Annotated in this window: 22 protein-coding genes and 1 pseudogene; 17 read left to right on the top strand and 6 right to left on the bottom strand. The window is 64.1% G+C overall.

Annotated features, from left to right (window positions below; translation table 11 throughout):
- Window positions 1-83 precede the first annotated feature (83 nt).
- The 11 genes and pseudogenes from selD (at window position 84) to ABZE94_RS02865 (ending at window position 11,109) form a co-directional block, all read left to right on the top strand.
- Complete coding sequence (selD, locus tag ABZE94_RS02915; RefSeq protein ID WP_372874030.1) at window positions 84-1,118, top strand: selenide, water dikinase SelD; 1,035 nt, start codon at window positions 84-86, stop codon at window positions 1,116-1,118.
- Window positions 1,118-2,218, top strand: a complete 1,101-nt coding sequence (mnmH, locus tag ABZE94_RS02910) for a tRNA 2-selenouridine(34) synthase MnmH (RefSeq protein ID WP_372874029.1) — start codon at window positions 1,118-1,120, stop codon at window positions 2,216-2,218. Before selD ends, mnmH begins: the two co-directional genes overlap by 1 nt.
- Before the next feature lie 84 nt (window positions 2,219-2,302).
- On the top strand, window positions 2,303-2,581 hold the full coding sequence (locus tag ABZE94_RS02905) for a hypothetical protein (RefSeq protein ID WP_318946027.1): 279 nt from the start codon (window positions 2,303-2,305) through the stop codon (window positions 2,579-2,581).
- Window positions 2,581-3,186, top strand: coding sequence for a flavin reductase family protein (locus tag ABZE94_RS02900; RefSeq protein WP_372874028.1), 606 nt, complete (start codon window positions 2,581-2,583; stop codon window positions 3,184-3,186). Before ABZE94_RS02905 ends, ABZE94_RS02900 begins: the two co-directional genes overlap by 1 nt.
- Before the next feature lie 153 nt (window positions 3,187-3,339).
- Window positions 3,340-4,449 (top strand): annotated as a pseudogene (locus ABZE94_RS02895) (HAMP domain-containing protein); the annotation flags it as partial.
- A complete protein-coding gene (locus ABZE94_RS02890) occupies window positions 4,432-5,304 on the top strand; it encodes a methyl-accepting chemotaxis protein (protein ID WP_372874053.1) in 873 nt (290 codons plus the stop codon). The pseudogene ABZE94_RS02895 and the gene ABZE94_RS02890, both read left to right, overlap by 18 nt.
- Before the next feature lie 119 nt (window positions 5,305-5,423).
- Window positions 5,424-6,341 (top strand): AAA family ATPase, encoded by a 918-nt coding sequence (locus ABZE94_RS02885; protein ID WP_372874027.1) that lies wholly within the window; start codon window positions 5,424-5,426, stop codon window positions 6,339-6,341.
- Entirely contained in the window at window positions 6,338-7,294 is a 957-nt protein-coding gene (locus tag ABZE94_RS02880) for a DUF58 domain-containing protein (RefSeq protein ID WP_372874026.1), read from the top strand. The genes ABZE94_RS02885 and ABZE94_RS02880 overlap by 4 nt, the downstream gene beginning before the upstream one ends.
- Window positions 7,291-9,300, top strand: coding sequence for a DUF3488 and DUF4129 domain-containing transglutaminase family protein (locus tag ABZE94_RS02875; protein WP_372874025.1), 2,010 nt, complete (start codon window positions 7,291-7,293; stop codon window positions 9,298-9,300). Before ABZE94_RS02880 ends, ABZE94_RS02875 begins: the two co-directional genes overlap by 4 nt.
- A 114-nt stretch (window positions 9,301-9,414) precedes the next feature.
- Complete coding sequence (locus tag ABZE94_RS02870; protein WP_372874024.1) at window positions 9,415-10,179, top strand: CHAD domain-containing protein; 765 nt, start codon at window positions 9,415-9,417, stop codon at window positions 10,177-10,179.
- Window positions 10,180-10,311: 132 nt separating this feature from the next.
- Window positions 10,312-11,109, top strand: a complete 798-nt coding sequence (locus ABZE94_RS02865) for an acyl-CoA thioesterase (RefSeq protein WP_372874023.1) — start codon at window positions 10,312-10,314, stop codon at window positions 11,107-11,109.
- Window positions 11,110-11,239: 130 nt separating this feature from the next.
- On the opposite strand, the gene ABZE94_RS02860 is transcribed toward ABZE94_RS02865, so the two are convergent.
- Window positions 11,240-12,721: a methyl-accepting chemotaxis protein gene (locus ABZE94_RS02860; RefSeq protein WP_372874022.1), complete on the bottom strand. Its 1,482-nt coding sequence runs from the start codon at window positions 12,719-12,721 to the stop codon at window positions 11,240-11,242.
- Window positions 12,722-12,913: 192 nt separating this feature from the next.
- Complete coding sequence (locus ABZE94_RS02855; protein ID WP_372874021.1) at window positions 12,914-13,747, bottom strand: TatD family hydrolase; 834 nt, start codon at window positions 13,745-13,747, stop codon at window positions 12,914-12,916.
- A 233-nt stretch (window positions 13,748-13,980) separates the two neighbouring features.
- Here ABZE94_RS02855 and ABZE94_RS02850 point away from each other — a divergent pair, with 233 nt between their 5' ends.
- Together ABZE94_RS02850 and ABZE94_RS02845 are read left to right on the top strand one after the other, a co-directional pair.
- On the top strand, window positions 13,981-15,396 hold the full coding sequence (locus ABZE94_RS02850; protein WP_372874020.1) for a transglycosylase SLT domain-containing protein: 1,416 nt from the start codon (window positions 13,981-13,983) through the stop codon (window positions 15,394-15,396).
- A 101-nt stretch (window positions 15,397-15,497) separates the two neighbouring features.
- Window positions 15,498-15,932 (top strand): DoxX family protein, encoded by a 435-nt coding sequence (locus tag ABZE94_RS02845; RefSeq protein WP_372874019.1) that lies wholly within the window; start codon window positions 15,498-15,500, stop codon window positions 15,930-15,932.
- A 172-nt stretch (window positions 15,933-16,104) separates the two neighbouring features.
- Here the strand turns inward: ABZE94_RS02845 and thpR are convergent, their stop codons facing one another.
- Window positions 16,105-16,635 carry an RNA 2',3'-cyclic phosphodiesterase gene (thpR, locus tag ABZE94_RS02840; RefSeq protein ID WP_372874018.1) on the bottom strand — a complete coding sequence of 177 codons (531 nt, stop codon included), beginning with the start codon at window positions 16,633-16,635 and terminating at the stop codon, window positions 16,105-16,107.
- 223 nt (window positions 16,636-16,858) lie between these two features.
- Here thpR and ABZE94_RS02835 point away from each other — a divergent pair, with 223 nt between their 5' ends.
- Window positions 16,859-17,167 carry a class I SAM-dependent methyltransferase gene (locus tag ABZE94_RS02835; RefSeq protein WP_372874017.1) on the top strand — a complete coding sequence of 103 codons (309 nt, stop codon included), beginning with the start codon at window positions 16,859-16,861 and terminating at the stop codon, window positions 17,165-17,167.
- A 31-nt stretch (window positions 17,168-17,198) separates the two neighbouring features.
- On the opposite strand, the gene greB is transcribed toward ABZE94_RS02835, so the two are convergent.
- Genes greB through ABZE94_RS02820 form a run of 3 tightly spaced genes read right to left on the bottom strand, consistent with a single transcriptional unit; the run spans window position 17,199 to window position 20,918 of the window.
- Entirely contained in the window at window positions 17,199-17,696 is a 498-nt protein-coding gene (gene greB / locus ABZE94_RS02830) for a transcription elongation factor GreB (RefSeq protein ID WP_372874016.1), read from the bottom strand.
- A gap of 34 nt (window positions 17,697-17,730) precedes the next feature.
- Entirely contained in the window at window positions 17,731-20,235 is a 2,505-nt protein-coding gene (locus ABZE94_RS02825; RefSeq protein WP_372874015.1) for an ABC transporter permease, read from the bottom strand.
- Entirely contained in the window at window positions 20,235-20,918 is a 684-nt protein-coding gene (locus tag ABZE94_RS02820) for an ABC transporter ATP-binding protein (protein WP_372874014.1), read from the bottom strand. The genes ABZE94_RS02825 and ABZE94_RS02820 overlap by 1 nt, the downstream gene beginning before the upstream one ends.
- Window positions 20,919-20,928: 10 nt before the next feature.
- Between ABZE94_RS02820 and ABZE94_RS02815 the strand changes: the two genes are divergently transcribed.
- From ABZE94_RS02815 to ABZE94_RS02805, 3 genes are all read left to right on the top strand, one after another.
- Window positions 20,929-21,534, top strand: coding sequence for an arylesterase (locus ABZE94_RS02815; RefSeq protein WP_372874052.1), 606 nt, complete (start codon window positions 20,929-20,931; stop codon window positions 21,532-21,534).
- 58 nt (window positions 21,535-21,592) lie between these two features.
- A complete protein-coding gene (locus ABZE94_RS02810) occupies window positions 21,593-21,877 on the top strand; it encodes a hypothetical protein (RefSeq protein WP_372874013.1) in 285 nt (94 codons plus the stop codon).
- Window positions 21,878-21,986: 109 nt separating this feature from the next.
- Entirely contained in the window at window positions 21,987-22,946 is a 960-nt protein-coding gene (locus tag ABZE94_RS02805) for a L,D-transpeptidase family protein (protein WP_372874012.1), read from the top strand.
- The last annotated feature ends 1,252 nt before the right edge of the window (window positions 22,947-24,198 follow it).

Below are 24,198 nucleotides of genomic sequence, written 5' to 3'. Positions count from 1 at the left end.
ATCAACATACGCGCGCCGATCACTGGCGCCAAGGCGACATTTGCTAGAATGCCGCCGCCTGTCGACGATATGAGTGAGATTTCATGAGCGAGCCGATCCGTTTGACCCAGTACAGCCACGGCGCTGGCTGCGGCTGCAAGATTTCCCCCAAGGTACTGGAAGTGATCCTGGCCGGCAGTGGCGCGCAGAATCTCGACCCGAATCTGTGGGTCGGCAATGCCTCGCGTGACGATGCGGCGGTCTACGCCATCGACGCAGAGCGCGGGGTGGTGTCGACCACCGACTTCTTCATGCCGATCGTCGACGATCCCTTCGATTTTGGCCGGATCGCCGCGACCAATGCGATCAGCGACATCTACGCCATGGGCGCCGACCCGCTGATGGCCATCGCCATTCTCGGCTGGCCGGTCAATCTGCTGGCCCCGGAAGTGGCCCGTGAGGTGATTCGCGGCGCCCGCTCGGTGTGCGACCAGGCGGGTATCCCGCTGGCTGGCGGGCACTCCATCGATGCGCCCGAGCCGATCTTCGGCCTGGCCGTTACCGGCCTGGTGGAAAAGCGTCACATGAAGCGCAACGACACCGCCACAGCGGGTTGCCGGCTGTACCTGAGCAAGCCCCTGGGCATTGGCATCCTCACCACCGCGGAGAAACAGGCCAAGCTGCGCGCCGAGGACGTCGGCCTGGCGCGCGATTGGATGTGCACCCTGAACAAGCCGGGCAGCCGTTTCGGCAAGCTCGCCGGGGTGACCGCGATGACCGATGTCACCGGTTTCGGCCTGCTCGGCCACCTGGTCGAGATGGCCGACGGCAGCGGCCTGACCGCGCGCATCGAGTTCGCCAAGGTGCCGCGCCTGGCCAGCGTCGACTATTACCTGGAGCAGGGCTGTGTGCCTGGCGGCACCCAGCGCAACTTCGACAGTTACGGCGAGAAGATCGCGCCACTGGCCGAAGCGCACAAACTCCTGCTGTGCGACCCGCAGACCAGCGGCGGCCTGCTGATCGCGGTGACCGCCGAGGGCGAGGCGGAGTTTCTCGCGGTCGCCGCCGAACTGGGCCTGACACTCGAGCCGGTCGGCCAGTTGCTTGAGCGGCAGACTTACGCGGTCGAGGTGCTGTGATGCGCGACAACACCCAGGATTACCGCCAGCTGTTTCTCGACGACGTGCCGATGATGGATGCCCGTGCCCCGGTGGAGTTCGCCAAGGGCGCCTTTCCCGGGGTGATCAACCTGCCGCTGATGGATGACGACGAGCGGCAGAGGGTGGGCACCTGCTACAAGCAGCGCGGCCAGCAGGCCGCCATCGAGCTGGGTCATCAGCTGGTCAGCGGTGCGCTCAAGGCCGAGCGCATCGCGGCCTGGGCGGCCTTCGCCAGGGCCAACCCGCAGGGCTACCTGTATTGCTTTCGCGGCGGCCTGCGCTCGCAAATCGTCCAGCAATGGCTGAAGAGCGAGGCAGGCATCGACTACCCACGGGTGATCGGCGGCTACAAGGCAATGCGTACCTTCCTCCTGGAAACCACCCAGCAGGCGACGGCGCAGTGCGACTTCATCCTGGTCGGCGGCATGACCGGCACCGGCAAGACCGAGGTGATCGCGCAACTCGACAACAGCCTGGACCTGGAAGGCCATGCCAATCACCGCGGTTCCAGCTTCGGCAAACGCGCCACGATCCAGCCGGCGCAGATCGATTTCGAGAATGCTCTGGCCATCGACATCCTGAAAAAACGCGCGGCGGGTATCCGCCAGTTCGTACTCGAGGATGAGGGCCGCATCATCGGCAGGAGCGCCCTGCCGCTGGAACTCTACCAGGGCATGCAGGAATTTCCCCTGGTCTGGCTGGAAGACAGCCTGGCGGGCCGGGTCGAACGCATTCTCAAGGACTACGTGATCGACCTGTGCGCCGAATTCGTCGCCCTGTACGGTGCCCAGGAGGGCTTCAAGGCCTTCGCCGAGCGCCTGCAGCAGAGCCTGGCGAACATTCTCAAGCGCCTGGGCGGGGAACGTTACCAGCGCCTGGCAGCGATCATGGACCAAGCCCTGCTCGAGCAGCAGAGCCAGGGTGTGGTGGATCTGCACCGTGGTTGGATCGAGGCGTTGCTGGTGGAGTATTACGACCCCATGTACGTCTTCCAGCGTGAGAGCAAGGCCGGGCGGATCGAGTTCGTGGGCGAGCAGGCGGACGTAGTGGCATTTCTCCGCCAGCGCGCCCATTCTTGAAGGATGCGGGCACTTTTTCGTCCCGCGGCCGTCATATCGCATCATGACCATCTGGTTATTTCCCCGTCTCAAGGAGAGCGCACCATGAAAGCCTGGATCTTGCTACCGATGATTGCCCTGCTGCTGGCCGGTTGCGCCGGCAAAACCGCCTACCGCGATAGCTGCGCCAAGCAACTGAATGCGGCCTGGGCCGAGCTGGATCTGGCCAAGGCCGAAGGCTTTGCCGGCACCGTGAGTTATTCCAAGGCCCTGTCGCTGCTGACCGCAGCGAAAACCCAGCAGCAGTTCGAAAGCTACGAGGGCTGCACCAGCAAGTCCGAACGGGCGCGCTTCTACATCAGAGAATCGCGAGCAGGGCGTTAATGCAACTCGATTTCGCCAGCCTGACAGCGTTGGATGCCTACCGCTGGTTGGCGTCCACGGTAACGCCGCGGCCGATTGCCTGGGTGTCCAGTGTTTCCTCCGATGGCATCAGCAACCTGGCGCCGTTCAGTTTTTTCCAGGTGATCAGCGATGCACCGCCGACGCTGATGGTCAACGTCAATCTGCGTGACGACGGCAGTCCCAAGGACACCCTGCGCAACGTTCAGGCCAGCGGCGAGCTGGTGATCCAGTTGGTGTCCTTCGCCCAAGCCGAAGCGATGAATGCCAGCGCTGCCCAGTTGCCCCATGGCGTCAGCGAGTTCGAACGCTGCGGCATCGCCAGCCTGACCTGTGAGCGAGTTGGCGTGCCCCGCGTGGCTGCGGCGGCAGTGGCCTTCGAGTGCCGTGTGGCGCAAGTGCTGGCGTATCCGCCGGATGCGCCGAACTGCCACCTGATCTTCGCCGAAGTGCTGCTCGCCCATGTCGATGATGCGGTACTCAACGACAAGGGCCGGATCGATCCGCAAAAACTCGACCTGATCGGTCGCCTGGGCGGCATGGCCTACACCCGTACCCGCGATAGTTTCGAGATGCAGCGCCCCTGAAACTTGCAGGCCAACCCGCTCTGAAAACGACCCGCACATAGCTAAAAGTACTATCGTCTAGGCTGTTGGCTTGTCGCCAGCAGCCTAGCGCTCCTATCGTGCGTGTTAAGGTGGCGAGCGTGGTTCGTCAGTGACCGGGGTGGAGTGGGATATATGTGGACTGATCTGCAGCGACACGTCGCCAGCTTGAGTACGGCGAAGAAACTGGCCCTGGGCTTTGGCGTGGTGCTGGCGCTCACCACGGTGGTTGCCGCCACCGGCTATTCGGCGCTGCGCGAGGTCGGTGTCCGTTCGACACTGCTCGAGCGCATGAGCGCGATCAATTCCCAGGTCCTGCAGATTCGCCGCAGCGAGCAGGATTTCGCCCTGACTACCGACACCGCTCATGTCCAGCGCCTGCATGAGCAGGCCCAGGCGCTGCTGGCGAGCAGCGCAGCCCTGCAGGCCGAACTGCCGGCTGCCGAGGGACAGCTGCTGGGCGAGGTCGACACTGCCATCGGCCAGTACCGCACGGCCTTTGATCGCTATGTCGAACTGACCGATAACATGAGCCTGTCCCTGGAGGCGGCCAACTGGCTGGTGGTGAGTGCTGCCAACAGCCTTGACCTGATCGGGGAGGGCCTGGCCGAGGATGGCATCGATCTGCTCGAGAGCAGCCAGGGTACCCAAGGTGGCGAGTCGGTGTTGCAGGCCGGACAGATCAGCAAGGTTCATCAGTTGTTGCTGCAGGCGCTCGACCAGGCCCGTGTGCGCCTGCAGCTGAGTCGCAGTTCCGCTGAAATCGCTCAGGGCGAGATCCAGCAGGCCCTGGATGCGCAGACCCTGGCCGGCGAGTTGCGCGATGCCATGACCAGCCCGGGCTATGCCTCGGTGCTGGCGGAAGTCATCGGCAACGTCGACTCGTTCAATGAACGACTCAAGGAGTACAACGGCCATTTGCGTCAGCAAAAGCAGGAATACACCCTGCTGGTGGCGCAGGCCGAGCGCATCGGCGAGCTGGTGGATCAGGCCTATTCCCGCCAGAAGAGCGCCATGCAGGCACAACTGCAGGCCAGTGGCTGGCTGATTCTGCTGGCAGCGGCGCTGGCCCTGGTAATCGGTCTGCTGGCGACCCTGGCGATCACCCTGCTGATCGTGCGTCCGCTCAAACAGGTGATCGAGCAGGCCCGGCAGATCGCCGATGGCGACCTCAGTGTGCGCATCGAGGTGCAGCGCAGCGATGAAGTGGGGCAGTTGCAGGCCGCCATGCAGGGCATGTCGGACAACCTGCGCGAGATGGTCGGCCAGTTGCAGGGCGGGGTGAGCCAGATTTCCGCTTCGGCCCAGTCGTTGTCGGCGATTACCGAGAAGACCCGCCTGGGCGTCAATGGCCAGCGGGTGGAAACCGATCAGGTGGCGACCGCCATGAGCGAGATGACCGCCACAGTACACGAGGTGGCGCGTAACGCCGAGGCTGCCGCCGCGTCCACCGAGGACGCCGACAACCGGGTCGGTCGCGGTGCCGAGGTGGTGCGCCAGACCCTGGTGCGGATCGACCAGCTGGCGGCGGCGATGGACACCACCACCCAGAGCATCGAGCGCCTCAGCCAGGACACCCAGCGCATCGATTCGGTGCTGGATGTGATCAAGAGCGTGGCCGAACAGACCAACCTGCTGGCCCTCAACGCCGCCATCGAGGCCGCCCGCGCCGGCGAACAGGGCCGCGGCTTTGCCGTGGTAGCCGATGAGGTGCGCGCCCTGGCCCAGCGCACCCAGCAGTCCACCGCGGAAATCGAAGGACTGATCGCCACGCTACGCGAAGGCACGCGCCGTTCGGTGGCCGACATGCAGCAGAGCGGCGCCCTGGTCGCCCATGTGGTCGAGGATGCCAATCAGACCGAGGGTGCCCTGGCCGGGATTGCCGAGGCGGTGACCCTGATCTTCGAAATGAACCAGCAGATCGCCGCGGCGGCCGAACAGCAGACGGCGGTGGCCGAAGAGATCAGCCGCAGCGTCACCTCGATTCGCGATATTGCCGACCAGTCCTCGGCGGCGATGGACGAAACGGCTGACTCGAGCGTTCGCTTGGCGCAGCTGGGCCGCGAACTGCAGAGCATGGCCGGGCATTTTCGCTTGTAGCGTTCGCCGTAAAGTGAGAACCGCGCTCACAGTTTCGTCAGTAAAGGTTACAGGGTGCTTTGCCCGCCTGATGCCGGCCAGTAGCATCGACGCACTTGGATAAAGTGCCGGAGCGAACGATGCGCACAAGACTGAACGCCTGCCTGGACGCGGTGAACCAGGTGCTGCTGGGCAAGGAGCCGCAGGTGCGCCTGGCCCTGGCCTGTCTGCTGGCCCGCGGTCATCTGCTGATCGAGGACTTGCCGGGCATGGGCAAGACCACCCTCAGCCACGCGCTGGCCAGGGTCCTGGGCCTGAGCTTTCAGCGCATCCAGTTCACCTCCGACCTGTTGCCCGGCGACATCCTCGGCACCTCGGTGTTCGACCGGGAAAGCGGACAGTTCCGCTTTCACCCCGGGCCTATCTTCGCCGAGCTGGTGCTGGCCGATGAGATCAACCGGGCCACGCCGAAGAGCCAGAGTGCGCTGCTCGAGGCCATGGAGGAGGGCCAGGTGACCATCGAGGGCGCGACCCGGCCGCTGCCGGACCCCTTCTTCGTCATCGCCACGCAGAACCCGGTGAGTCAGGGCGGTACCTTCGCCTTGCCCGAGTCGCAGCTCGATCGCTTCCTCATGCGCCTTTCGCTCGGTTACCCGGCCAAGGCCGCTGAAAAAGCCCTGCTCCTCGGCTATTCGCGGCGCTCGTTGCTGCCGCGCCTGGAGGCCATTCTCGACCATGCCGAACTGGCGCTGATCCAGGCCGAGGTGCCCAGGGTGCGTGCCAGCGATGCGCTGGTCGACTATGTGCTGCGCCTGGTCGATGCCACCCGCAGCCAGCCGCAGTTCGCCTGGGGTCTGTCGCCACGCGCCAGCCTGGCCCTGCTCGCCGCCGCCCGTGCCTGGGCCTTTCTCGACGGCCGCGATTATGTGATTCCCGAGGATGTGCAGGCGGTGTTGCCAGCGGTGGTCGGCCATCGCCTGCGCGAGCGCAGCGATCCGACCGGGCATGGCGGCGGCGCGCTGGTGCAGTGGTTGCTGCGCGAGGTGCCGGCGCTTTGAGGCAACTGCTCAAACGGCACTGGCAGCGCTGGCTGAGCCGACGGATTCCTCCCGCCGCCAGCGTGCGCCTGACCCAGCGGCGGATCTTCATCGTGCCGACCCGGGTCGGGGTGGCATTTGCCCTGGCGCTGCTGCTGATGCTGCTGGCCGCGATCAATTACCAGAACAGCCTGGCCTATGCCCTGACGTTTTTGCTGGCATCGGTGTTTATCGTCGCCATCCTGCACACCTACCGTAACCTGGCGGGTCTGGTGCTCAAGGCCGCCGGGGCAAGGTCGGTGTTCGTCGGCGAACAGGGGCCGTTTCGCCTGCGCCTGGAAAGCAGCGCGCGGGCGCACCAGGCGATTGCCCTGGGCTGGTCGCGCGCGGCGTATCAGACTCGGGATGTGCCGGCACAGGGCGTCAGCGAGTGCGAGCTGAGCCTGCCGGCGGTGCGCCGTGGCTGGTTGCGACCGGGACGCTTGCGGGTCGAGAGTCGTTTCCCGCTGGGAATCCTGGTGGCCTGGAGCTGGGTCGACCTGGATCAGGCGCTGCTGGTCTATCCGCAACCGCTGGAGGGCGAGCTGCCGCTAGTCGCGGGCGCCGATGACGAGCTGGACGAGCAGGGCATGCGTGCCCGGGGGCCGGGCAGCGAGGATTTTCAGGGGCTGAAGCGTTACCAGCCCGGTGACTCCAAGCGGCGTCTGCACTGGAAGGCCTATTCCCGCGGCCAGGGCCTGCTGGTCAAGGACTTCGCCGCGTTCGGCGGGCGCGAGCCGTGGCTGGATTTCGAGGCGCTGGCGGGCGATGTCGAGCTGCGCCTGTCGCTGCTCTGTTATTGGGTGCTGCAACTGTCCGAGCGCCAGCAGCCCTTTGCCCTGTGCTTGCCGGGCCAGTTGCTGGCGCCCGCCAGCGGCGAGCAGCACCGCGATGCCTGCCTGCGCGCATTGGCGCTGTTCGGTACGCCGGCGTGAGCGGGCGTGCGGATATTCCGCGGATCAGCCTGACCTGGTTGCTGGTTGCCCAGCTGCTGGTGATCGTGCCGCACCTGAGTCACCTGCCGCTGTGGATCGTCGGCCTGTGGCTGGGCTGCGCGGCCTGGCGCATCCAGATACTGCGCATGCGTGCCGGTTATCCGAATGCCTGGGTCAAGGCCGGCTTGCTGCTCGGCACGGCCGTCGGTGTGTTGCTTTCCCGCGGCAGTTTGCTCGGCCTGGATGCCGGTGTGGTGTTGCTGGTCGCCGCCTTCATCCTCAAGCTGCTCGAAATGCGCACGCGCCGCGATGCTCTGGTGGTGATCTTTCTCGGTTTCTTCGTGGTGGTCAGCGCCTATCTGTTCGACGACAGCCTGCTTGCCGCACTGTTCAGCCTGCTGCCGGTCACCGCTTTGCTGGCGGCCCTGATCGGCCTGCAGCAGAGCGGCCTCGCTGCGCAGCCCTGGGCAACCGCACGGCTGGCTGCCGGCATGTTGCTGCAGGCCGTGCCCCTGATGCTGCTGCTGTTCGTTTTCTTCCCGCGTCTGGGGCCGCTCTGGTCACTGCCGCTGCCGAGTGAGCGCGCGGTCAGCGGCTTGGCCGAGAGCATGGCGCCGGCGGATATCGCCGAATTGAGCCGCTCGGGCGGGTTGGCTTTTCGCGCCAGTTTCGCCGGCGCGGTGCCGCCACGCGAGCAGCTCTACTGGCGGGCGTTGACCTTCGAGCACTTCGACGGCCGGCGCTGGTCGCAGTCCGCCTTCGCCCAGTTGCCGCTGGCACCGGCCTGGGAGAAACAGGGCGAGCCGCTGCGCTATAGCATCGTCATGCAGCCCAGTTCGCAGCTCTGGCTGTTCGCCCTGGACGTCGCCGAAACCAGCCTCGAAAACACCCGGCAGATGAGCGATTACCGTCTGCAGCGGGGGCGGCCGGTCGAGCGCCCCTTGCTCTATCAGGTGACGTCCTGGCCGGCGGCAGTGCGTGAGCCGGCGGCTTCCAGCGACAGCCTGCGCCGCGCCCTGCAACTGCCGGAGGATGGCGATCCACGCAGTCGCGCCTGGGGCGTCGAACTAAAGCGGCAGTACCCGCAGCCCGAGCAACTGGTGCAGGCCGTGCTCAGCCATTTCAACCGCGAGCCCTTCGGCTATACCTTGCGCCCGCCACGGTTGGGGCTGAACAGCATCGATGATTTCCTCTTCGAGAGTCGCAACGGCTTCTGCGCCCATTACGCCGGCGCCATGACCTTCGTCCTGCGTGCGGCCGGCATCCCGGCGCGGGTGGTGGCCGGCTACCAGGGCGGCGAGTACAACCCCGGCGGCGACTACCTCCAGGTGCGCCAGTTCGATGCCCACGCCTGGGTCGAATACTGGCAGGCGGGCAAGGGCTGGGTGAGTGTCGACCCGACCTTCCAGGTGGCTCCGGAGCGCATCGAGCTGGGCCTGGAAGAGGCGCTGGTCGACGAGCAGAGCTTTCTCGAGGGCTCGCCCTTCTCGCCGTTGCGTTACCGTCAGCTGACGTGGCTTAACCAGCTGCGCCTGGGCTGGGACAACCTCAATCACGGCTGGCAGAGCCTGGTGCTCGGCTATCAGGGTGCGCAGCAGCTGGAGTTGCTGCAGCGCTGGTTCGGGCGTATCGACGCCCGGGTTCTGGCACTCGGCCTGGTGGGCGGTGGTGGGCTGCTGCTGGGGCTGCTGGCGCTCTGGCTATTCAAACCCTGGCAGCGCGAGCGTGATGCGCAGCAGCGTCTGTTCCGGCGCTTCGAGCGTTTGCTGGCGCGGCATGCCGTGCAGCGTCAGCCGGGCGAAGGCGTGCGCGCCTATGCCGAGCGTGCGGCGCTGGCCTTGCCGGCCCAGGCGCAGGCTATTCATGACTTTGCTGCCGCGTTCGAGGCGCAGCGCTATGCCGGGGGCGAGGCTTGTCCGGCAGTGCTGCGTGCGCACCTGGCGGTATTGCGCCGGGCATTACCCTGGCGGTCTGCCCTGCGCTCCGGAGCAACTCGCGATCCGTAGGGCGTATATGGACTCAGGCAGTATGCGAGAAATTGTTGGTATTACCTCCGCGCGCCGTAGTTTTCCAGCACCCTGCTAAGCTGGCGGCTCTGGCAGGCTGTAATTGAGGGGCCTATGGGAAGCTTCATTGGAGGCGAGTTGCAGCAGGTTCTGCGTTTGCAGATAACGCTGTATGCCTGCCGCGAACGTTTGTTGGCGGCGACCGATCCTGAAGCCGTGCACGACCTGCGCATCGCCCTGCGCAAGCTACGCAGCCTGCTGCGGCCGCTGCGCGGCGTGGAGGCGTGTGATGCGCTGCAGCAACAGGCGGCCGAGCTCGGGCGAATCAGTGGGCCGTTACGTGATCTCGAGGTGCTGATCGGCCATTTGCAGGCTCTGGGCATGCATGATGCGGTCAGCCGGCGTCAGTCGCGGCTGCTCGATGGTTATCGAGCGCTGCTGGCCGACGCCGCGCTGCCGGCGCTGTTCGCGGCGCTGGATCAGTGGCCGCAATCGTGGCGCCAAGCGGCGGCGGACGCCGAGTTGCGTGGTCTGACTAAACGCGTCGAGCGTCGCCTGACCAAGCAGCAGCGGCGCCTGGCCGAGGCCCTGGTCGATCCGGCGCATGATCGCCATCGGCTGCGCTTGTTGATCAAGCGCGTGCGCTACGGCGCCGAGGCCTACCCGAAACCGAGCGGATTGTCGGCCAAGACCCTGGCGCGCCTGAAGGCGGCGCAGTCGGCGCTGGGCGATTGGCATGATCTGTTGCAGCGGTTGCAGCGGGCCGAGCAGGAAGCGGATCTGGCCGCCTGCGTCGACACTTGGCGCACGGCATTGCAGGCAGCCGAGGAGCGGGCGGACCTGGCATTGCTGGCGCTGCAAGAGGACTTTATCTCGTGACCGTTCGTAGCGAGGGTAAGTCGGATCTCCGCGCACGCCCCGCCGTTTGCCCGCGTCAATTGGCCGAAACGCCGTTTCGCCCCGCCGTGGATTTCCCCTAAGATCACCTGCTATCGATGTCTTGAGGTGGTTATGGATTTTTCCGAGTTGCTCCAGGCCGTTCGCGCCAACCCGCAGGCCGTGGTGATCCCGTCCGTCTGGGCGCAGGGGCGGGCCAGTTTTGGTGGTTTGATGGCGGCGCTGGTGTATGAAGCCATGCGCGCCCACGTTCCCGCAGGACGACCACCGCGTTCGCTGGCGATCACCTTCGTCGGCCCGGCCGAGCCGGATGTGCCGGTGAGTTTCCAGGTCGAGGTGCTGCGTGAAGGCAGGTCGGTCAGTCAGGTGCTGGGCCGCGCGGTGCAGAATGGTCAGGTGGTGACCCTGGTGCAGGGCAGTTTCGGCGCGGCGCGCCAGTCGGCGATAGAGGTCGCTGCCGAGCCCGCGCCGCAGATCAAAGCGGTCGAGGACTGCCAGGAACTCGCCTATGTGCGCAATGTGACCCCGGAGTTCACTCGCTTCCTGGCGATGCGCTGGGGGATCGGCGGCATGCCCTTCAGCAACAACCCCTCGCGGGAAATGGGCGGCTGGGTGCGCATGCGCGAAGGGGGCGAGGTGCAGCCGGTCGGCGAGGCGCACCTGCTGGCCCTGGTCGATGCCTGGCCGCCGGCGGTTCTACCGCACCTGCGTACACCGGCGCCCGGCAGCTCGCTGACCTGGACCATCGAGTTCATCCAGCCGGTTGTCGAACTGAATACCCGCGACTGGTGCCTCTACCGTGCGCAGATCGAGCATGCCCGCGACGGCTACGGACACATCGCCGCCGCCTTGTGGGGGCCGCGCGGTGAGTTGCTGGCGATCAGCCGGCAGACGGTCACGGTGTTCGGTTAACCGGCAAACAGCACCGTAACCTGCCCTGCGCCGCTGCCATCCGCAGTCGAATCGCGGACTGCAGCCTGTGCCGGTTTATCCGGGGCTACGGAGTATTGTCGCGTTTCAACCCTCGTTGCCGTTCCTGTTGCTACAGCCTGAGCTGGCGGATGGCCTTGGTCAGTTCGCCGGCCATGGTTGCCAGCTCGGAACTGGTGGCGGCGGAGCCTGAGGTTTGCTGCACCGTCTGCTCGGTGACGTCGCGAATGCTCACGATGGAACGATTCATTTCTTCGGCCACCTGACTCTGCTGCTCGGCGGCCACCGCAATCTGGGTGTTGCTTTCGCGCATCTGCGCCACCGAAGCGGTGATGGCAACCAGCGCCTCGCCCGCTTCGCGGGCCTGTTGCACGCAGTCATCGGCCTTGAGCGAGCTTTCCTGCATGAACTCGACGGCATCACGGGTGCCGCTTTGCAGGGAGGTGATCATCAGGGTGATTTCATCGGTTGAGACCTGCACGCGCTTGGCCAGATTGCGTACCTCGTCGGCCACCACCGCGAAACCGCGGCCCATTTCGCCTGCGCGGGCGGCTTCGATGGCGGCGTTGAGGGCGAGCAGGTTGGTCTGTTCGGCAATGCCGTGAATTTCACTGACGACGGTGCTGATTTTCTGACTGTCGACGGCCAGTTGCTGGATCATTTGCGCGGTCTGTTGCACGCCGCTGGACAGACCGGAGATCGACTGGCCGACACGGTCGACCACTTGTTGACCGCTACCGGCCAGTTGCTCGGCGGTTTTTGACTGGTCGCGGGTATCCGCCGTGTGCTGGGCGATATGGTGGACGGTGGTGGACATCTCGTTGATCGCGGTGGCCGCCTGCTCGGTCTCGCTTTGCTGGTCGAGCATGCCCTGGCGCACGTCACGCATGCTCAGGGCCATGCGCTCGGCGCCTTCGTCCAGGCGTGCGGCGGTCTGCGCAACGATGCCGACCACGCGTTGGTAACCGGCCTGCATGGCATTGAAGGCAGTGGCCATCTGGCCGACTTCGTCACGGCAGTCGAGGGGCACGCGTGCCGCCAGGTCGCCGCTTTTCTCGACCTGGAGCATCACATCCTTGAGGGTGTTGAGGTGGCTCAGCAGGAAGTGGATCAGCAGTTGCGAGGCCGCCAGCAGGACCAGCATCAGCAGGACGACAACCAGCGCATAGCTCAGTGCGCGCTCGGCGATCACCTGCATCAGGCTGGGCGCATGGGCCAGTACGGCGAGGCGTTGGCCCTGACCCAGGTCGATGACCTCGGCGCCGATCAAGCCGTCTTGGGTCGACAGCGGGTCATGCTCCAGGGCGACCCAGCCGCGCGCCCGGCTCAGGCTGGCGCCCTGGTTGTTGGCCAGCGGCGGTGTCTGGCCATCGGCAAACGCCAGCAGATGCGCGCCGTCAGGCAGCGGCTGGCCTGCCGGCCAGGCACTCAGGAGTTTGGCCTGCGCTTGTGCGGCGCGCTTGGCGGCGTCGACATGAACCTGTTGTTCCAGTTGCAGGGCGTAGAGCACCAGCAGCAGGGTCGTGAAGAAGGCCACTGCATTGACGGCCCAGAACTTGTATTTGAGTGAAAGATCGCGAACCCAAGAGCCCATAGATGTCTTCTTCTGCTGGCGGTGGAAGCAATTTGGCAAAGAGCTATTACTGTCTCGCGAAACTGCATAGCGCCTGTTGATCTTTATCAACAGGAAGGTCCGTTCAGGTTAACGACTGCTTTGCTGCGGACTTTAGAAAAAGTCTTGCCGCGGTTATTTCTCAAGTGTTGTGTCGTGCGGCCGCCGCGGACTTCAGTCGTGCTCGCTCTCGGCGGCTGTCTCGGCAACGACGGGCAGGCCGAAGAACTGCCTGGCGCAGGCGCTGCTGTGCGCCGCCAAGGTTTCCAGGCTTTCGTTGCGGTGCAGCGCCACCTCTCGGAGCACCTCGGTCAGGAAGGCCGGTTCGTTGCGGCCGTTCTTCGGTTTCGGGCGCAGGCTGCGCGGCAGCAGAAACGGTGAATCGGTTTCCAGCATCAGCCGGCCGACCGGGATTTCCCTCACCAGCGGGTGCAGGTGGGTGCCGCGGCGCTCGTCGCAAATCCAGCCGGTGATACCGATGTGCAGGTCGAGGTCTAGGTAGTTGAACAGGGCGCGCTTTTCGCCGGTGAAGCAGTGCACCACCGCTGCGGGCAAGCGGTGGCGGTAGTCGCGCAGGATCTCCAGCAGACGCTGGTCGGCGTCGCGTTCATGGAGGAAGACCGGCATCTGCAGGTCGACGGCCAGGGCCAGGTGTTCTTCGAGTACCTTTTCCTGTTGTGGGCGCGGCGAAAAATCACGATTGAAGTCGAGCCCGCATTCACCCACGGCGCGCACCTGTGGCTCACGCAGCAAGGCCCGCAGATGGTTGGCGCTGTCGGCGTGCCAGCTGCTGGCGTCGTGCGGGTGAATGCCGGCGGTGCTGAACAGGCGCTGGCCGTTTTCATCCAGTTGGCGGCACAGCTCCAGGGCCTGTTCACTCTGTTCGAGGCTGGTACCGGTCAGCACAAGCTGGCAGACCCCGGCGGCATAGGCGCGGGCGAGCAGGGCCTCAGGCTGTTCGGCGAGGCTTGGGTGAGTCAGGTTGACGCCTATGTCGATGAGTTGCATGGTGCGACCTATGGGCTGGGGATGGCAGCATAGCAGAGCTTTTTTGTTTTAAAAAAATCCATAAATTACAGTGCGATATGATGGCTTTGTAATGTTGAGTCGGTCGTCGGGCTGGTATCCGCCAGCGAGCTGTGCGAATCTCCGCGGCCCACGCATTCCTGGAACTTGGCGAGCGCTGCGGTACTCTCACTCGGCCAATGACGCCTGGTGGCTGCCCTCGCCGTGGAGACTCGATGTCGCGCCCGCTGCTCGTATTCTGTCTTTTCTTACTGCTGCCGTTGTCGGCCGCTGCACGTGTGGCTGGGCCGCTCGAAGTGCGGCAGCCGAGCCAGGCGCGTGATCTGGCGAGTATTCGCCACAGTGGTGAACTGCGTGTGCTGGTCAATCAGAGTCGCAATAGCTCCGGTGAAATCAAAGGCCAGAGCATCGGGGTGGAGTACCACCGCCTGCGTGCATTCGAGCAGTACCTCAACCGGCAAGCCCGCGATGGTCGCGCGCTCAAACTGAAGATCATTCCCAAAGCCAAGGACCAACTGCTCGCGGCCCTGCAGCGTGGCGAAGGCGATCTTGTCGCGCCGGGGGAGTTGCTCGACATGCGCGGTGGCGGCGGTGTCAGCGCCAGTGCGGCGATCCGTAGCAATGTCCCCTTGATCATAGTGGCGCGCCAGGGCGATAGGCGCTATCAGAGTCTCGAGCAGATGTCCGGGCGTAGCTTGGCCTTGGCGACTGGTAGTGCCGCGGGCACTGCCGTGCATGCGTTCAACCAGAAGCTGCTGCAGAACAAGCGACCGCCGATCATCATCGAGTGGGTCGACCCCAGCCTCGCGGTCGAGGATGTGCTGGAAATGGTGCAGGCCGGTATCTACAGTGTCACCGCAGTGGAGCAGCCGATTGCCGAGCGCTGGGCCAAGGTCATGCCCAAGCTGCGCCCGGAGCCGCACCTGGTTCTGGCCAAGGACGGCGACATGCGCTGGTACCTGCGCCGTGAAGCGTCGATGCTCGGTGCCAGTGTCGACCGTTTTCTGGCGGCCTATCGCGCCCCGGCCGATCTGGATGGCGCATTTCAGCGGATCTATCGGCGTCTCTACAAGGTGCATTACCCGCTTGGGCGAATCGAACGTCAACGCCTGGAGAAAGTGCGTCCGGTGCTGCAACGGCATGCCGCGCAGCATGGCTTCGATTGGCTGACCCTGGCCGCGCTGGCGTTCAAGGAATCCACCCTCGATCCGGCTGCGCGGGGTGCCGGTGGCGCCACCGGTTTGATGCAGATGACCCCGGCCGCCGCGCGCAGTGTCGGGGTCGCCAATATCGGCGTGCTGGAGAACAACGTGCAGGCCAGCGCCAAGTACCTGGCGATGATTCGGCGCAACTTCTTCAACAGTCCGCAGCTCAACGAGCGCGAGCGCATGGCCTTCGTGCTGGCGGGTTACAACATGGGGCCGCAGCGGGTGCAGGGTATGCGCGCCGAGGCCCGTCGGCGTGGCCTGAATCCCAATCAGTGGTTTTTCCAGGTCGAGCGGATCGCCATGGAGCAGGTCGGGATGGGCGTGGTCAGTTATGTAAATAGCGTGAACAAGTACTACCTTGCTTATAACCGCGAGCGTTATTTGCTGGAGCCGCAGGAAGCGGTGGTTAGCGTGCGGGAGTGATCTGCTTATACGATATTAATTAGCGGATTTATCGGCTTTTAATATCTGATAATTGGGTTAGTCTTGGCTCCATCAACCCCTACCCACAAGGATTGCAACCCATGAACACTCTGATCAAATCTGTCGTCGCTACTCAAGCAGGTTACGGCCTGACCATAGTGCGCATCATCGCTGGCCTGACCTTCGCTGCGCATGGGGCGCAGAAATTGTTTGGCTGGTTCGGCGGTTATGGGCTGGTGGGGGTCGGTCAGTGGATGGAGAGCATCGGCCTGACGCCGGGCTATCAGATGGCATTGCTGGCTGGCAGCGCCGAATTCTTCGGCGGTTTGGCCCTGGTCATCGGTCTGCTGACGCGCCCGGTGGCGGCAGTGTTGGCGGTGACCATGCTGGTGGCGATTGTCACGGTGCATTTGAGCAACGGCTTCTTCATGAGCAACAACGGCTATGAATTCGCCTTGGCCTTGATGGCCATTAGCCTGGCCATACTGGTCGAAGGGGCGGGCAAGCTGTCGCTGGACAAGCAAATCGCTGGCTAAGCACGGACGCCATCCGTTCTACGGTTCAACGCCCAGAAAAATGCCGCTTTCCTGCCAAGGGAAAGCGGCATTTTTATTAAGTGTGCAACAGGCTATCTGTGGGTTCCCAGGGCGTATTTGGGCGCAGGGCAGTGCACCTCTCGCGAGCGACGGCTTATTGCAGGGTGCAGCCTCAGGCCGGACCGTTGCGCAACAGTGGCCAGGTGTGCAACGGCCGATAATGGGTGCCCCGGGTGCTCTGTTCGGAGGCGAACAGGGAAAACCGGGTCACCGACCAGTCGAAGCACGGGTTGGCGTCGATTGGCTGCATGGGGCAGCGCCGCAGCAAACTGAGGTGGGCGCGAAAAGGCCGGTTGTCCAGCTGGATCGCGGCGCTGCTCAGGTTGCTGCACAGCCGCTCGACCAGTTCCAGCAATGCTTCTGGCGTGTGGCTCGGGGCCAGGTACAGCAGGCCATTGCGGTGCCGTCCGAGGCGATCGAGGTGCAGCTCGAATGCAGTTGCGCGCAACCCGTCCGCCAGGCCCTGCAACTCCGCTACGCGAGCGCGCGGCTGCTGGCCAAGAAAGGCCAGGGTCAGGTGCAGATTGGCCGCGGCGACCGGCCGGCCGTGCAGGTGCAGGCTGCTGCGCCAGGTGGTGATGGCCTCGGCCAGTTCAAGCGGGCAGCCCAGGGCAAAGAACAGGCGCAGAACATCGTCTTTCATGGCGTTCGATTCCCGTGTGGGGCGCTGTCTTGACAGTATTGCGCAGGCTTCTCTAGGATGCTGTCCATGCGCCGATTTAAACAGCTACTTGCGGGGCGCCGAGTCACTTGCAGATTGCAAGGCTCTGAGAAGGACTCTGCGGAGGCTTCGAAATACCGCTAAAGCGCTGGTTCGGTGTCGCCTCTCACCTGCCCGGCGGGATTCATGAGGCGGAGACATGAGCATGAGTTGTCCCCAACCACTGGTTCGTTTGGCCCCGATCACGTCCGGGCTGAGCCAGCGCAATCTGAAAATTCTCCTCGGCGGCAGCCACCAGCCGACCCTGCTGCGCTATCTCGACGGCTGGCCCAGACGTTGGGGCGGGTCGCGCGCCTTTCTGATCCACTTCGTCGACGACTATAAGGCGCTGGCGCGCTTCGCCCGCGACAGCTTCGATATGGCCGTGCTGCAAGCACCCAGTGCCGAGCATCTGCATGTCACCGTGCGGGAGCTGACGCGGGTCGCCCGGCAGGGCTTGATCACCCGCCGCTAAGCCTGTCAGTAGTTGAAAGTGCTGCCTGCAATTAGGGGTAATCGATGGCGATCACATACCAGGTCTTCTCGCCGGTCGGGGTTGCCACCCGGACCTCGGCATCCAGGGCTTTGCCGATCAGGGCGCGGGCCAGGGGCGAGTCGATGCTGATCAGGTTGAGTTTCAGCTCCAGCTCGTCCGGGCCGACGATACGGTAGCGTGACTCCTTGCCGTCCTCGTCTTCGAGGGTGACCCAGGCGCCGAAATAGACCTTGTCGGCATCGCTGGGTCGGCTGCTGACCACTTTCAGGCTTTCCAGGCGCTTGCTGAGAAAGCGCACGCGACTGTCGATCTCGCGCAGCATTTTCTTGCCATAGGTGTACTCGGCGTTCTCCGAACGATCACCTTGCGCCGCCGCCTCACTGACCGACTGGGTAACCTGGGGCCGGCGTACGTGCCAAAGCTCGTGCAGTTCGGCGCGCAGGCGCGCCTCGCCTTCGGGGGTGATCAGTGGCGTGCCGGCGGAACGGGGTGGGCGATAGCGACTCATAGGACTGCTGGGTGACGAGTGAGTTGCGAGTCTATCAGCCCTCGCGCAGCACCGTCAGCGGGCTGACATTCAATGCGCGGCGGGTACCCAGCACGCCAGCGCCGCCCACCAGAAGCGCGCCGATCGGCGGCAGGAGCAATAGCCCGGGGTGGGCATTCCAGGCCAGGTCGAAGGCGAAGCGATAGAGCAGGAAACTGATCAGTTCGCAGCCAATGGCGGCCAGCAGGCCACTGATAGCCCCGAGCAGGACGAACTCGGTCCGCCGCGCCTTGACCAGCAATTTGCGCTCGGCCCCCAGGGCGCGCAGCAAGGCGCCCTGGCGGATGCGCTCGTCCAGGGTGGCCTGCAACCCGGCGAACAGCACGGCCAGGCCGGCGGCGAGAACGAACAGTAAGACGAACTCGATGGCCAGAGTAACCTGGGCCAGGATGCTGCGCAGCTGCGCGAGCAGGGCTTCGACTTGCAGCAGGGTGACCGCGGGAAAGGCGCGCGACAGTTCGACCAGGCGTCGTTCCTGCTGGGGGGGGAGGTAGAAGCTGGTCAGGTAGGTGACCGGCAGATCCTGCAGGGTGCCGGGTTCGAAGATCATGTAGAAGTTGGGCTGGAAGCTGTTCCAGTCGACTTCACGCAGGTTACTGACCCGGGCGTCGCGGTCGAGGCCGCCGACATTGAAACGCAAGCGGTCGCCCAGTTGGAGCTGCAGGCTCTCGGCCAACTCCGACTCGACCGAGACGCCCGGCAAGTCGTCGGCGGTGGACGCGCTCCACCAATCGCCGGCGAGCAACTGATTGCCCACGGGCAGATCGGCCGCCCAGGTTAGGCTGAGGTCACGGCGAACGGCGCGCTCGCCCTGGGACTCCTTGCTGACGATTTGCCGCACCGGCTCGCCATTGATCATGGTCAGACGTCCGGGCACCACCGGGTAGAGCGGAGCTGGGTGAGGCGATAGCTCGGCCAGGCGGGCGGCAAATGCATCCTTGTCGGCCGGTAATACATTCAGGGCGAAATGATTGGGCGCCTGCTCTGGCAATTGATCCTGCCAGGTATCGAGCAGTTCCCCGCGCAGCAGGGCGATCAAGGCCATGGCCAGGAGGATCAGGCCGAACGCCAGGGCTTGCCCGGCGGCGGCCAAGGGATGACGGAGCAACTGGCCGAGCCCGAGGCGCCAGTGCAGTGACGCGCGGGCCAGCAGACGGCGCAGGCTTTGCAGGCCGAGCAGGAGCAGGCCACCGAGCAGCAGGGCGGCGACCAGACCGCCGCCGAGCAGGGCGAAGGTCAGTTGCAGGTCCAGGCTCAGGCGCCACATGATCAGGCCGAGGGCGAACAGGGCGGCGCCATACACCAGCCAGGAACTGGCGGGCACGGGTAGCAGGTCGCGGCGCAACACGCGTAGCGGCGGCACTCGGCCGAGGGCGGCCAGGGGAGGCAGGGCGAAGCCGGCGAGGGCGACCAGGCCGGTGGCGATGCCGGCCAGTGCGGGCCATAAACCGCCCGCCGGGATCTGCGTCGGCAGCAGGTCCTGCAACAGGTAGAACAGGCCATGCTGGGCCAGCCAGCCGAGCAAGGCGCCGATCAGGCTGGCACCGAGACCGAGCAGGGCCAGTTGCAGGCTGAACAGGCCCAGCGCCTGGTTGCGCGACAGTCCAAGGCAGCGCAGCAAGGCACTGGCATCGAAGCGCCTGGCGGCGAAGCGCGCGGCCGAAAGGGCTACCGCAACCCCGGCGAGCAGCACGGCCGCCAGACTGGCGAGGTTCAGGTAGCGTTCGGCGCGGCCCAGGGCGCTGCCGATTTGCCGGTTGCCGTCGCGGGCATCTTCGAGGCGCTGGTTGGCCGCCAGGTCTGCGCCGATGGCTTGGCGGTAAGCCGCCAGCGCTTCTGGTGCGCCACGCCAGAGTTCGCGGTAGCGCACCCGGCTGCCGGGTTGCACCACGCCGGTGGCAGTCAGATCGTCCAGGTGCATCAGTACGCGCGGGGTTAGGCTATAGAAGTCGCCGGCACGATCCGGTTCGTAGGTCAGGACCCGACGCAGGGTCAGGGTTTTCGAGCCGACCTCGATGGTGTCGCCGACGCTCAGTTCGAGTGCGGCGAACAAGCGCGCCTCGGCCCAGGCCTCGCCGGGTTGTGGCCCCGCGCCGGCTTGCTCAACTTCGTAGGGGGCCGCGGCGCTTTTCAGCTGGCCACGCAGGGGGTAGGCGTTGTCGGCGGCTTTGACGCTGGCCAGCTGGATACCGGCATCGCCGGCGATCACGCTGGAGAACTCGACCACTTGGGAATGGTCCAGGCCCAGCTGTTTACCGTGGCTGATCTGTTCCGGTGCGGCGGGCGAACTGCCGCTGAGCAGCAGGTCGGCGCCGAGGAACTCGGTGGCTCGCATCAGCATGCCGTCATTCAGTCGCGCACTGAAGTAGCCGATTGCAGTGCTGGTCGCGACTGCGACCAACAGGGCGAAAAACAGTACGCGCAACTCGCCGGCGCGGGCGTCGCGCAACAGTTGGCGAGTCGCCAGCGAGAGCAGTCGGGCAAACGGCAAGCCAGTCATCAGGGTTCCACGTGGTCGACCAGGTGGCCGCCTTCGAGGCGGATCAGGCGTTGGCAGCGATGGGCCAGGCGTTCGTCATGGGTGACCAGCACCAGGGTCGCGCCGCGTTCCCGGTTAAGCTCGAAGAGCAGGTCGCTGATGCGTTCACCGGTGTGGCTGTCGAGGTTGCCGGTGGGCTCGTCGGCGAACAGCACGTCAGGCTCGGCCACAAAGGCGCGGGCAATGGCCACGCGCTGCTGCTCGCCGCCGGAGAGCTGGCGCGGATAGTGGGTCAGGCGCTGCCCCAGACCGACCCGTTCGAGCAGGGCGCGGGCGCGCTGGCGGGCATCGGCATGGCCTTCCAGCTCCAGCGGCAGCATGACGTTTTCCAGGGCGTCGAGGCTGTCGAGTAATTGGAAGGATTGAAAGACGAAGCCGACATGCTCGGCACGTACCCGTGCGCGCTGATCTTCATCGAGTGCGGCCAGGTCGTGCCCGGCCAAGGCAACAGTACCGCCACTCGGCAGGTCGAGACCGGCGAGCAGGCCGAGCAGGGTCGACTTGCCCGAGCCCGAGCTGCCGACAATGGCCAGGCTATCGCCCTTGTTCATTGCCAGGGACAGATCATGGAGTATGGTCAACTCGCCTTCCGCGCTGGCAACCACTTTGCTAAGGTTGCGGGCGGTAAGAATGCTTGAGCTCATGGGGAATCCAATGCGTGCAGGGTTAATGAGTGCGATTTTCACCCTGTTGTGCTGGGGGCAGGTCGCGCTGGCGGACACCGTGCTAGTCGTTGGCGATAGTATCAGCGCGGCTTTCGGCCTGGATACCCGTCAGGGTTGGGTCGCTTTGCTGGAAAAACGCCTGGCCGAGCAGGGTTATGAACACCAGGTGGTGAATGCCTCGATCAGTGGCGATACCAGTGCAGGCGGCGCCGCACGGCTACCTGGGCTGCTTGTCGAGCATCAGCCAAACCTGGTGATTCTAGAGCTTGGCGGCAACGATGGTTTGCGCGGCCAGCCCCCGGCTCAATTGCAACAGAATCTTGCGTCGATGATTGAGCAAGCGCAGGACGCAGGGGCAAAGGTGCTGCTTTTGGGGATGCGTTTGCCACCCAATTACGGTATCCGTTACACGACAGCCTTTGCGCAGGTGTTTGCCACCTTGGCGGAGGAGAAGCAGGTGGCCTTCGTCCCCTTCTTTCTGGACGGGGTGGGCGGCGTTCCCGAAATGATGCAGCGCGATGGTATTCATCCAGCCGCAGTTGCTCAGACAGTGCTCCTGGAAAACCTCTGGCCGACCCTGCAGTCGCTGCTTTGACAGGCTTTTCCGCGAGCAGTCTTTCGGATAATGTGGCGCCCCCGCCTAGGAGCCATCAATGCCGCGTTCTGCCTGGTCCTTGTACGCCTATCAACTGATCGAGCCGGACGAGCAGCTTGACTTGTTCGCCTGCCGAGAGGTGCGCGTGCATCTGGTCGCGCGTCAACTCGAGCTGGGTGGCTTTGCCGATCGTACCTTGTGCGGCGGGTTGTTGCCGGCGCAACCGCTCTGGCGCGAGCTCGACAAAGGCATGTTGCGCGATACTCGCCTGTGTTCGGCGTGCCGCGCGAACCTCGACGCGCAGCGCCGCGGGCAACGGCCGCTCTGGCCTGAGAGGCCGTGAAATAACGTTCGTCTTGACCTGAAGTTACCTCGACACAGCGTTGGATATTTTCACCACCGATGTACAATTACCCAGTTGAATTGTCAGCCATTTTGTCAAGGATTTACGAATGTCGTCGCGCGTTCCTGCCATCGCCCGCTGCTTGTCACTCTGCGCGTTGTTCGGCGCCAGTTCTGTGGTTGCCATGGAATGGCCTTTGCCGCCACCCGGTGAAGACGTTGTCGGCCACGTGCAGGTAATCAGAGCCAAATACGAAGACACTTTTGCCGATCTTGGTGTTGCCAACGATTTGGGTTATCTGGAAATGATCGCAGCCAACCCGGGGGTCGATGCCTGGCTGCCTGGAGAAGGCGCGGAAATCATCCTGCCCACGCGCTTTATTCTGCCGTCGGGGCCGCGCGAGGGAATCGTGATCAATCTCGCCGAGTACCGCCTGTACTACTTCCCTAAGGGGCAGGGCGTGGTGCATACCTATCCGCTGGGGATTGGCCGCGAGGGGTGGAACTCACCGCTGGCCGATGCGCGTATTACCGCGAAAACACCAAACCCGGGCTGGACTCCTCCGCAGTCGATTCTTGAGGAGCATGCTGCCGATGGCGATCCGCTGCCGGCTTATGTCCCCCCCGGGCCGGATAACCCCCTTGGGCCCTACAAGTTGACCCTGTCGCTGCCGGGTTACCTGATCCATGGCACCAACAAGAAGTTCGGTATCGGCATGCGCGTCAGTCACGGCTGTTTCCGTATGCTCAACCACAACATACTGCAACTTGCCGACATGGCGCCGGTTGGCACGCCTGTGCGCATCATCAACGAGCCATATAAGTTTGGTTTGAGTGACGGCAAGGTGTATCTGGAGGCGCATGCACCGCTTGACGATACAGGCGAGTCTTCTGTTGTCGACAGGCACGCAGCCGTTATCAATGCGCTACTCAAGCGTGAGGATCTGGGCAGTCTGCGACTGGACTGGGATATGGTGCGCGAAGTGGTAGCGGCCGAAGATGGATTGCCTGTGCCTATTGCTGGGCCGAGTGCGGTGATTGCCAGTAGCGTGGCCACTGAGCGCTTGTGAAAAAAGGCTCGCCTACTGCGACCGCCTCCAGACACCCGATGCTGACGTTGCGCTGCGAACGCCTCGAGATGGCCTCGCTACGGCGCTTGATATGTTCACAACCTCTGAGATTTGATTACGCGAAGTCGGCCAGAATCTGCTGCGCAGAAACGCCGGCTTTTCTGGTTCATTGCGCTTTCCCAGGGAAGGCAGCCTTGATTTTCAGGTAGAAAGTAGTCGACGTTCGAGCAGTCATAGGCCATGCGGGTGATCGCTTTGGCGCGATTATTTATCCCTCTCAACAGATCCGCATGCATGATCGAGGGCGGTCGCCTCTGGTGTAGCGCCTTAGGTTTCGAACAAGGCGCTCCAAGGCGAACAGGATACTGCCTTTAGTATGGCGTAACCGCATTCGTCAGCGTGGTCATTGCGCTCCGGGCAATATCAGTCCGGAAGCCTTCGAGGCTCCCCGGATTCGTGCCGCTACTGCCGGGTAAGCTAATTACGGCCTCTGTGCCACTCGGTCGCCAGCAGGGGGCTGAGGCCCTAATGGGCTATCGCTTCTGGGGGTAAGCGCTTGCCGAGCCGCTGGCGAGCAATTGCTACCCGAACTCATCCGAGTCCATAGCTTGTTCAAATTAGGACCAAGGATCCCTCGGCGGCGTGGATGTTCTCCTTGGTCGTCCATGCAAGGCTCGCCATTATCGGCTGCTACACGTTTTCAGATCTCTTAGGTAATTCGCTTGGGTATGTCGCAGGTTTTGCTATCTGGCGAAGATCATCCTGCTGCACAGCTGTCCCCATCATCCAATCTGATAGCGTTCCGTCAGCCGCTGGTTGGTTTATAGCGAGCGACAGGTCAAGCCTTTACCGGAGACTCCAGGGCGGGTTCAAGTGAAGAGGACGATCAATAGCTGGTCAGCCTGTTAAGTCGGAATTTGGAAGGCTTTTGCGCGCATTACGCTAAAAGCCGAATAAAGGCTTGACGCAGTTTCTGCTGGGCCTATAATTCGCACCTCTTCCGGCGCAGGCCTCTCGGAAAACCTCTTGTAAAACAAGAAGTTAGATTAAAAAGAGGGGTTGCAAAGCAGCGAAAGCTGTGTAGAATGCGCCGGGCTGACAAGGTGGTGGTCTGAGCCTGTCGGTGTTTCGGTCGAGGAGATCGGAAGCGGTGAAAGAGGTGGTTGACAGCGGTTTGAAACGCTGTAGAATTCGCCTCCCGCTGACGGGATGCCAGAAGCTGATCGGAGGCGCAAGCGGTTGAGTAGAAAGC

The organism is Pseudomonas sp. (genome assembly GCF_041601375.1).
Lineage (GTDB): Bacteria > Pseudomonadota > Gammaproteobacteria > Pseudomonadales > Pseudomonadaceae > Aquipseudomonas.
Note: the sequence above shows the minus strand (reverse complement) of the source record. Positions and strands in the feature narration are given on the sequence as shown.